Annotated in this window: 8 protein-coding genes and 1 pseudogene; 6 read left to right on the top strand and 3 right to left on the bottom strand. The window is 70.4% G+C overall.

From position 1 onward, the window contains the following. Positions 1–612 (top strand): amidohydrolase family protein (locus RWP81_RS11625; protein ID WP_314456262.1); only part of this gene is annotated, 612 nt, incomplete at its 5' end. On the opposite strand, the gene RWP81_RS11620 is transcribed toward RWP81_RS11625, so the two are convergent. Further along, positions 513–1,295: an SDR family oxidoreductase gene (locus tag RWP81_RS11620; protein WP_314456260.1), complete on the bottom strand. Its 783-nt coding sequence runs from the start codon at positions 1,293–1,295 to the stop codon at positions 513–515. The genes RWP81_RS11625 and RWP81_RS11620 overlap by 100 nt on opposite strands. Continuing rightward, positions 1,292–2,149 carry a fumarylacetoacetate hydrolase family protein gene (locus RWP81_RS11615; RefSeq protein ID WP_314456258.1) on the bottom strand — a complete coding sequence of 286 codons (858 nt, stop codon included), beginning with the start codon at positions 2,147–2,149 and terminating at the stop codon, positions 1,292–1,294. Before RWP81_RS11615 ends, RWP81_RS11620 begins: the two co-directional genes overlap by 4 nt. Before the next feature lie 105 nt (positions 2,150–2,254). Between RWP81_RS11615 and RWP81_RS11610 the strand changes: the two genes are divergently transcribed. The 5 genes from RWP81_RS11610 to RWP81_RS11590 all read left to right on the top strand — a co-directional run bounded on the left by RWP81_RS11610 (position 2,255) and on the right by RWP81_RS11590 (position 8,212). Further along, positions 2,255–3,541, top strand: a complete 1,287-nt coding sequence (locus RWP81_RS11610; protein WP_314456256.1) for an L-fuconate dehydratase — start codon at positions 2,255–2,257, stop codon at positions 3,539–3,541. Continuing rightward, positions 3,528–4,496: an aldo/keto reductase gene (locus RWP81_RS11605; protein ID WP_314456255.1), complete on the top strand. Its 969-nt coding sequence runs from the start codon at positions 3,528–3,530 to the stop codon at positions 4,494–4,496. Before RWP81_RS11610 ends, RWP81_RS11605 begins: the two co-directional genes overlap by 14 nt. A 40-nt stretch (positions 4,497–4,536) precedes the next feature. Beyond that, positions 4,537–4,947 carry an RbsD/FucU domain-containing protein gene (locus RWP81_RS11600; RefSeq protein WP_314456253.1) on the top strand — a complete coding sequence of 137 codons (411 nt, stop codon included), beginning with the start codon at positions 4,537–4,539 and terminating at the stop codon, positions 4,945–4,947. A gap of 66 nt (positions 4,948–5,013) precedes the next feature. After that, positions 5,014–5,931, top strand: coding sequence for an N-acetylglucosamine-6-phosphate deacetylase (locus RWP81_RS11595; RefSeq protein WP_314456252.1), 918 nt, complete (start codon positions 5,014–5,016; stop codon positions 5,929–5,931). A 187-nt stretch (positions 5,932–6,118) separates the two neighbouring features. After that, positions 6,119–8,212: an APC family permease gene (locus tag RWP81_RS11590; protein ID WP_314456251.1), complete on the top strand. Its 2,094-nt coding sequence runs from the start codon at positions 6,119–6,121 to the stop codon at positions 8,210–8,212. 204 nt (positions 8,213–8,416) lie between these two features. Here the strand turns inward: RWP81_RS11590 and RWP81_RS11585 are convergent. Beyond that, positions 8,417–8,575, bottom strand: a pseudogene (locus RWP81_RS11585) (aminoacyl-tRNA hydrolase); the annotation flags it as partial.

Genomic DNA, 8,575 nt, shown 5'->3' with positions numbered 1-8,575 from the left:
GTGCTGGAGGGCGAGGCCGCGGGGTTCGCGCGACGATCCGGATTCCTCGAGGGTGGCCGGCTGCTCGCCGAACGCGGCCTCACGTTCGACGCCTGCGTCGCACACCACCAGCTGCCCGAGGTCGCCGCCCTCGCCGACGCGGTCCCCGATCTCGACATCATCCTCGACCACCTCGGCAAACCCGCCGTCGGGAGCGCCGCGCATCCGGCCGACCCGCGCGGATCGGCCTGGTACCGCGACCTCTTCGACCTCGCCCGACGCCCATCGGTGTCGATCAAGCTGTCGGGGCTCCCCGCGGAGTCCGACGGACCGTGGACGCCGGCGCAGATCAAGCCGTTTCTCGATGCTGCCCTCGACGCCTTCGGCCTCGATCGACTGGTCTACGGCGGCGACTGGCCCGTGTCCGAACGCCAGCATCCGCACCTCTGGCTCGAGGCGGTCGGCGCGTGGGCGCTCGACCGCCTCGGACCCGCGGGCAGAGATGCCGTGCTCTCGGGTAACGCCGAGCGGTTCTACTTCACGTCGACCGGACGCAGGCGCAGGCCCGACACGCCACCGTCGACGTCGAGCACCGTGCCGGTCGTCGACCCCGACAGCGGGCTGACGAGGTAGAGGACGGCGCCGGCCACTTCGGCGGCCGACACCAGGCGTCCGTGCGGCTGCCGCGCCTCCAACGCCGCCCGCTCCGCGACGGGGTCGGCGGCGGCGGCGAGCAGGCGCTGCACCCACGGAGTGTCGGCGGTACCGGGCGAGACCGAATTGACCCGGATGCCCTCGCGGATGTGATCGGCGGCCATCGCACGGGTGAGAGCGGCGACGGCGCCCTTCGACGCGCTGTACAACGCACGCTGCGGCAGACCCACTCCCGCCGCGATCGAGGCGACGTTGCACACCGCGGCCGCCCGAGAACGCCGCAGCGCGGGCAGCGCCGCAGCGCTCACGCGGGCGATGCCCGTGACGTTGATCGAGAGCACCCGCGCCCACTCCTCATCATCGTTGGCGGCGATGTCGCCCTGGGCACCGACGGCGGCGTTGTTGACGACGATGTCGATGCCCCCGAGGCGCTCTTCGGCGACGCGCACGGCGTTCTCCACGCCTTCGCGGTCGGAGACGTCGGCACGCACCAGAGTGACGCCGGGCCGTTCATCGGCGACCGCGTCATCCACCTCGCGGTCGAGGACCGCCACGGTCGCGCCCGATGCCAGGAGCGCGTCGACGATCGCCGCTCCGATGCCCGCGGCACCCCCCGTCACCAGCGCCCGGAGACCCGCGAGCTGCCCCTCCCGCGCCGTCATGAACGGCTCCATGCCAAGAAGTGCTGGCGCTGCGAGCCGAGACCGTCGATCGAGATCTCGACCTCGTCTCCCGGCTGGAGATAGGGGAACCGGCCCGAGAGCGCGACCCCCTCGGGGGTGCCGGTGAGCACGAGATCACCGGGCTCGAGCGTCATGTACTGGGAGAGGTGCCACACGATGTGCGCGACCGAGAAGATCATGTCCCCCGTGCTCGAATCCTGCCGCGGAGCGCCGTTGACGAAGCTGCGGAGCCGGAGGTCGCCCGCGTCGATCTCGTCGGGCGTGACCACCCAGGGCCCCGTCGGGGTGAACCCCGGGGCGCACTTGCCCTTCGACCACTGCCCCCCCGAGACCTCCAGTTGGAACCGGCGCTCGGACAGGTCGTTGACGAGCACGAATCCCGCGATGTGCGCCGCGGCCTCTTCGGGCGAGTCGAGGTAGGACGTCTCCTGCCCGATCACGATGCCGAGCTCGACCTCCCAGTCGGTCTTGTCGCCGCCGCGGGGAAGCACGACCTCGTCGTTCGGACCCGCCACGGTGTTGGGCACTTTGAGGAAGATCACCGGCTGCTCGGGCGGGAGGGAACCGGACTCGGCGGCGTGCGCGGCATAGTTCATGCCGACGCACACGACGGCGCCCGGTCGCGCGATGGGCGCACCGATCCGCGCTTCCGCGGCGTTCGAGAGCTCGGGGAGCGTCCCCTCCGCCAGGGCGCGCGAGACCAGGTCGACGGGGTCGCTCTCCCAGAAGGCGGCGTCGATGTCGATCGTCAGGGACCGCAGGTCCCGATAGTGACCGTCGACCACGACGACGGGCACCTCGTGGCCCCGCTCGCCGATGCGTGCGAATCTCATGCGTCCTCCTCCTTGTCGTCGACGCGGGCGGCGTCGGCGTTTGACAGTATAGACATCGGATGTTTAATGTCGTCCCCAGACGCCCACCGCTTCAGAAGGAGCCCCATGACCCTCATCACCGCGGTGGAGACGACCGACATCCGGTTCCCCACCTCGTTGAGCCTCGACGGCTCCGACGCGATGAACCCCGACCCCGACTACTCGGCGGCGTACGTGCGCGTGATGACCGACATCGACGAGGGACACGCGTTCGTCTTCACGATCGGGCGCGGCAACGACGTGCAGGTGGCCGCCATCGACGCGCTGGCGCCGTTCCTGGTGGGACGCGAGGTCGAACCGCTGCTCGACGACATGGGCGCCACCTGGCGCGAGCTCGTGGGCGACTCGCAGCTGCGGTGGCTCGGTCCCGAGAAGGGCGTCATGCACATGGCGATCGGCGCGGTCGTCAACGCCCTGTGGGACGTCAAGGCGCAGCGCGCCGGCCTTCCGCTGTGGCAGCTGCTCGCGCGCATGACACCCGAAGAGATCGTGTCGCTGGTCGACTTCCGTTACCTCACCAACGCCCTCACCCCCGACGAGGCGCTTGAAATCCTGCGCCGCGCGGAGCCGGGTCGGGCAGAACGCGAAGAGCTGCTGCTCGACAGCGGCTACCCCGCGTACACGACGTCGCCCGGATGGCTCGGCTACTCCGACGACAAACTGCGTCGCCTGTGCCGCGAGGCGATCGCCGACGGATTCGGCCAGATCAAACTCAAGGTCGGCGCCGATCTCGACGACGACATCCGGCGTCTCGGCATCGCTCGCGAGACCTGCGGCGTGGGGTTCCCCATCGCCATCGACGCCAACCAGAGGTGGGAGGTCGCCCAGGCCATCGAGTGGGTCAACGCCCTCGCCGCGTTCGACCCCGCCTGGATCGAAGAGCCCACCAGCCCCGACGACGTGCTCGGTCACGCCGAGATCGCGCGCGGCGTCGCCCCGATCCGCGTCGCCACCGGCGAGCACGCCCAGAACCGCGTGATCTTCAAGCAGCTGCTGCAGGCCGGGGCGATCCAGGTCATGCAGATCGACGCGGTACGCGTGGGCGGAGTCAATGAGAACATCGCGAACCTGCTGCTCGCCGCCAAGTTCGGCGTCCCCGTCTGCCCCCACGCCGGCGGGGTGGGCCTGTGCGAGGCGGTGCAGCACCTGTCGATGTTCGACTACGTCGCCGTCTCGGGCGAGCGCGAAGGCCGCATGATCGAGTACGTGGACCACCTGCACGAGCACTTCACCGTCCCCGTCGTGATCCGCGACGGCGCCTATGCGGCTCCGACGGCTCCCGGCGCCGGAATGCGCATGCACGACGACAGCCGCCGCGCCTACACATGGACCGGGCGTCATGTCGCCGTCTGAGCTCCCGCGCCGCGACGGCGCCGTGCTGGCGTACGGCGCGGCCAACGTCGGCAACCTGCACCGCGCGCTCAGCGATGACGACGCGCAGGCCGTCCTCGCTGCGGCGTGGGACGCCGGCATCCGAGCGTTCGACACCGCCCCGCACTACGGGCTCGGTCTGTCGGAACGCCGCCTCGGGCGGTTCCTGCGCGACAAGCCCCGCGACGCCTACACCGTCTCGACGAAGGCGGGACGACTGATCCGGCCCAATCCCGACGGTGAAGGCGGGCTCGATCGCGACAACTCGTTCCACGTGCCCACCGACACCCGGCGCGAGTGGGACTTCTCCACGGACGGGATCGAGAGAAGCCTCGACGAGTCGCTCGAGCGACTGGGACTCGACCGTGTCGACGCCCTCTACCTCCACGACCCCGAGAAGCACGACCTAGGTCGTGCCCTCACCGACGCCCTCCCGGCGATGCAGAGGCTGCGCGCGAGCGGACGCGTCGATCGCATCGGCGTCGGTTCGATGGATGCCGACACCCTCGCCACCTGCGTGCGCGGCGCCGACCTCGACGAGGTCATGGTCGCCGGTCGCTACACGCTGCTGGAGCAACCGGCCGCCGCTGACGTGTTGCCCGCCTGCCGGGAGCGGGGCACGACCATCGTCGCCGCCTCGGTCTTCAACTCCGGCCTGCTCTCGCGCGACACGCCGTCTGCCGACGCCCGCTACGAGTACGGCGGAGTGCCGGACGAAGTCTGGTCGCGACTGGAGCGGATCCTCGGCGTCTGCCGCGACCACGGTGTCCCGCTGCCGGTCGCCGCTCTGGCGTTCGTCGCACGCGAGCCGCTCGTCACCACGGTCGTGGTCGGGGGGAGCCGGCCCGCTCAGCTGACGCAGAACGCCGAGTTCTGGCGTGCGGAGGTTCCCGAGGCGTTCTGGGATTCCCTCGCGCGCGCACGGCTCATCCCCTGACACCCTGCCGACCGACTCCCCGACCGATGGGAAGGCCACCATGCTCTCCGGGATCAATCCGCTCCTCACCGGCGAACTGCTGCTCCACCTCGACCGCATGGGGCACTCCGACGCGGTGGTCGTCGCCGACGCGCACTTCCCCGCCTTCGCCATCGGGGAGCGCGTGATCGACCTCCCGGGCACGACGTCGCCCGCGGTGCTCGCTGCGATCCGCTCGGTGGTCCCCGCCGACGACGCGCCGGCGCTCGACCTCATGCGATCGGGCGACGGCACGCTCCTCGATGTGCAGCGAGAGCTCATCGGCGCCGCCGAAGTCGGTACGGAGGGCACGCGATTCGTCGAACGCTTCGCCTACTACGATCTCGCGCGCACGGCGTTCCTCGTCGTGCGCACCGGCGAAACCCGGGTGTACGCCAACGCCCTTCTGCGCAAGGGCGTCGTCTCGACCTGAGACGGCACCCGCCCGGCTCCGCCGACGACCGACGGCTCGGGCTCAACTCTCAGCGAAGGACACCGCATGGACCCCCACCGTCCGGATGAAGCCCTCCCTTCTCCCACGGTCGACGTCGTCGACCTGCACTGCCACGGCGCCGTCGGCCACTCCTTCGACGACGCCGATCTCGAGGGGCTCGCGGCGGCGGTGGCATACCACCGCGCACACGGCACGTCGCGACTGCTGCTCAGCCTGGTGAGCGCCCCCCTCGAACGCACCGAGCGGCGCCTGCGGCAGCTCCGCGAGGTGATCCCCGCGCTGCCGGGCGTTGCGGGAGTGCACCTCGAGGGTCCGTTCCTCGCCCATTCACGCCGAGGTGCGCACGACGCGCAGGCGCTGATCTCCCCGACCGCGTCCGCAGTGGACCGTCTGCTCACCGCAGCCGACGGCATCGTGCGCCAGGTGACGATCGCCCCCGAACTACCGGGCGCGATGGATGCCATCGACGCTCTCGTGTCCGCGGGCGTCACGGTCGCCGTCGGACACACGCAGGCTGATCACGACACCGCCGCCGCCGCATTCGACCGGGGCGCGCGATTGCTGACCCACGCCTTCAATGCCATGCCGGGCCTCGGTCACCGCGCGGTCGGTCCGGTCGGCGCCGCTCTGGAGCGGGACCACGTCGTGCTGGAGGTGGTCGCCGACGGCGTCCACCTCCACCCCGTCGTCATCCGCACGGTGTTCGCCGCCGCCCCCGGGCGCGTGGCCCTCGTCACCGACGCGATGTCGGCGACGGGGCTGGGCGATGGGAACTACCGTCTCGGAGGCCTCGAGGTCGAGGTGAACGACGGGCGCCCCACCCTCACCGGCACGGACATCCTGGCCGGCTCCACCCTCACCATGGAGCGGGCGATCGCCGTCGCCACCGCGGCCGGTGTCTCGCCCGACGACGCGAGGTACGCCGCGACCGCGGTACCCGCGCGGGTTCTCGACATCCGGTAGGAGCGGGCGACCGCGCCGCCGCCGACGCGATGACCGCGTTCGCCGCCGCCGTGCCGCCTGAAGCGGTTCTCGGATGCCGGTGACGACGCGCGCACTCGCGGACGCCTGTCCTCGCAGGGGTCACGGTCTGGCGACCATGATGTGAACGACGAGCGCGTCACATTGCGCAGAACCCCCGGTGGGCGTAATGTCGCGCGCCGTGACTGACGAAAGTCGCGGGGACGTCGAAGAGACTCCGATCGCGAAACGCATCCTGATCGGCGAGCCCCTCACCTCCGAGAAACTCGACGAACAGCTCCTTCCCAAGAAGATGGCGCTGCCCATCTTCGCCTCCGACGCTCTGTCTTCCGTGGCCTACGCGCCACAGGAGCTGCTGATGATCCTGCTGATCGGCGGAACGGCGCTGTTGACCCTCAGCCCGTGGGTCGCGGTGGCGGTCATCGTGCTGCTGACCGTCGTCGTGCTGAGCTATCGACAGCTCATCAAGGCCTATCCCTCGGGCGGCGGCGACTACGAGGTCGCCAGCAAGAACCTGGGCGAGGTGCCGGGCGTCATCGTGGCCGCGGCCCTGCTCGTCGACTACGTGCTCACGGTGGCCGTGTCGGTGGCATCCGGGGTCGACAACATCATCTCGGCGCTGCCGGGACTGAACCCGTTCCGCGTCGAGATCGCCGTCGGCTTCGTGATCCTGATCGTGATCGTGAACCTCCGGGGCGTTCGGGAGGCCTCAAGCGTCTTCGCGATTCCGACCTATCTCTTCATCGGCTCGGTCGCGGTGATGATCGTCGTGGGCCTGGCCCGGACGCTCGCCGGCGATGCCCCGGTCGCCTCCAGCCAGCAGTACGACGTGCAAGCCGAATCGCTCACGCAGGCGGCACTGGTCCTTCTCGTGCTGCGGGCGTTCTCCAGCGGGTGCTCCGCACTGACGGGTGTGGAGGCCGTGTCGAACGGCGTCCCCGCGTTCCGCAAGCCCAAGATCCGCAACGCCCAGACGACGCTGAGCCTCATGGGCGGCATCGCGATCCTGCTGTTCGCGGGCCTGACGGCCCTCGCGCTCATCGCCGGTGTCCACTACGCCGAGAACCCCTGCAGCCTCATCGGCTTCGACTGCGCGAACAACCCGCAGCCGAGCCTCATGGCCCAGGTCGCGGCCGCCACGTTCGGGTCGGGCAGCGTCCTCTTCTTCGTCATCCAGGCCGCCACCGCGTGCGTCCTGCTGCTGGCCGCCAACACGGCGTTCAACGGCTTCCCGCTGCTCGGCGCCGTCCTCGCGCGCGACGGCTACGCCCCGAAGGCGCTGAACACCCGCGGCGACCGGCTCGTCTACTCGAACGGCATGATCATCCTCGGCGTCGTCGCCATGGGCGTGCTGATCGTGTACCAGGCCAACCTCACGACGCTGATCCAGCTCTACATCATCGGCGTGTTCGTGTCGTTCTCGCTCGGCCAGATCGGAATGGTGCGGCACTGGCGACGCGCGTTGCGCGAGTTCAAGCTGCTCCCCGCGGAGGCGGCGAATCAGCAGTCCGCGGCGATCGAGCGCCGCTCCGCGATCTCGGGCCTGTGGATCAACTCCGTCGGCGCCGCGATGACGGTGCTGGTGCTGCTCATCGTCACGGTCACGAAGTTCACGCACGGCGCGTGGCTGGTGTTCATCGCCATCCCGATCCTCGCCGTGCTCATGGTCGGCGTGAATCGCTACTACCGCGACGTCGAGCACGAGATCCAGATGGATGACACCGTGCACTTCGGCTCGTCGGGCGACGTCGCGATCGTGCTGGTGAACCGCTTGCAGAAGCCCACGTCGAAGGCCATCGACTACGCCATGGCCGCCAAGCACGACAGGACGCTCGCGGTGCACGTCGCGATCACCGAGGAGGAGTCGGCCAAGCTGCAGAGGGAGTGGGCCGAGCACGAGGTGCCGATCCCCCTCGTGATCATCGACTCGCCGTACCGCGCCTACACCTCGCCCGTGTCGGCGTTCATCAAGAAATACCGCGAGAAGAACGGCTCCGCCGTCGTCACCGTCTACCTGCCGCAGTACATCGTGGGGCACTGGTGGGAGTCGATCCTGCACAACCGCCGCTCGCGGCGGCTCGCGCACCAGCTCATGCTCGTGCACGGTGTCTCGATCACCCTCGTGCCCTGGCTGCTCGACTCGTCCGAGCTCATCTACGGCCGCCGCTCCCGGCCCCTCCCGGGTCAGCAGCGCGGCGGGCAGCCCGTGGCGAACGCCCCGGCCCCGCGCGCGAAGAAGACGCCTCCCGGCTCGGCATCCTGAGTTCCGTCCGACGCCCCCGCCCGTGTGGTGGGGGCGTCGGCGTTCGGGCCGCGAGATATTCGGGGTGGCATCGAAGTCCGGGCCACGCCGGCGTCCGGACGGCGTCCCGCTGCGGCGTGCGAGCCCGTTGAGTGTCCACAACACGCCGACGGGTGCGGAAAGCACCGGCGTGTTGTGGACGTTCAACCGAGAGCGCGGAGGCCGTCAGTCGGTCGGGCGCCGGCGCATGCGCTTGACGTCGGTGCGGCGCTGCTTCGCCTGCAGGCGGCGCTCCTTCGAGCCACGTGTGGGCCTCGTCGCGCGGCGAGGCGGCGCGGGCGGGCGCACGGCCTCGGCGACGATCGCGGCCAGCCTCTCCCGGGC

It is taken from the genome of uncultured Microbacterium sp. (genome assembly GCF_963521695.1).
Taxonomy (GTDB): domain Bacteria; phylum Actinomycetota; class Actinomycetes; order Actinomycetales; family Microbacteriaceae; genus Microbacterium.
The sequence above is the reverse complement of the archived record's forward strand: the minus strand, read 5'-3'. Positions and strand labels throughout refer to the sequence as shown.

What these genes read in the sequence shown, in the direction of transcription:
- RWP81_RS11610 (WP_314456256.1), top strand. Translation starts at nt 2,255, where the DNA reads ATGACCCTCATCACCGCGGTGGAGACGACCGACATCCGGTTCCCCACC.
- RWP81_RS11590 (WP_314456251.1), top strand. Translation starts at nt 6,119, where the DNA reads ATGTCGCGCGCCGTGACTGACGAAAGTCGCGGGGACGTCGAAGAGACT.
- RWP81_RS11595 (WP_314456252.1), top strand. Translation starts at nt 5,014, where the DNA reads ATGGACCCCCACCGTCCGGATGAAGCCCTCCCTTCTCCCACGGTCGAC.
- RWP81_RS11615 (WP_314456258.1), bottom strand. Translation starts at nt 2,149, where the DNA reads ATGAGATTCGCACGCATCGGCGAGCGGGGCCACGAGGTGCCCGTCGTC.
- RWP81_RS11600 (WP_314456253.1), top strand. Translation starts at nt 4,537, where the DNA reads ATGCTCTCCGGGATCAATCCGCTCCTCACCGGCGAACTGCTGCTCCAC.
- RWP81_RS11620 (WP_314456260.1), bottom strand. Translation starts at nt 1,295, where the DNA reads ATGACGGCGCGGGAGGGGCAGCTCGCGGGTCTCCGGGCGCTGGTGACG.
- RWP81_RS11605 (WP_314456255.1), top strand. Translation starts at nt 3,528, where the DNA reads ATGTCGCCGTCTGAGCTCCCGCGCCGCGACGGCGCCGTGCTGGCGTAC.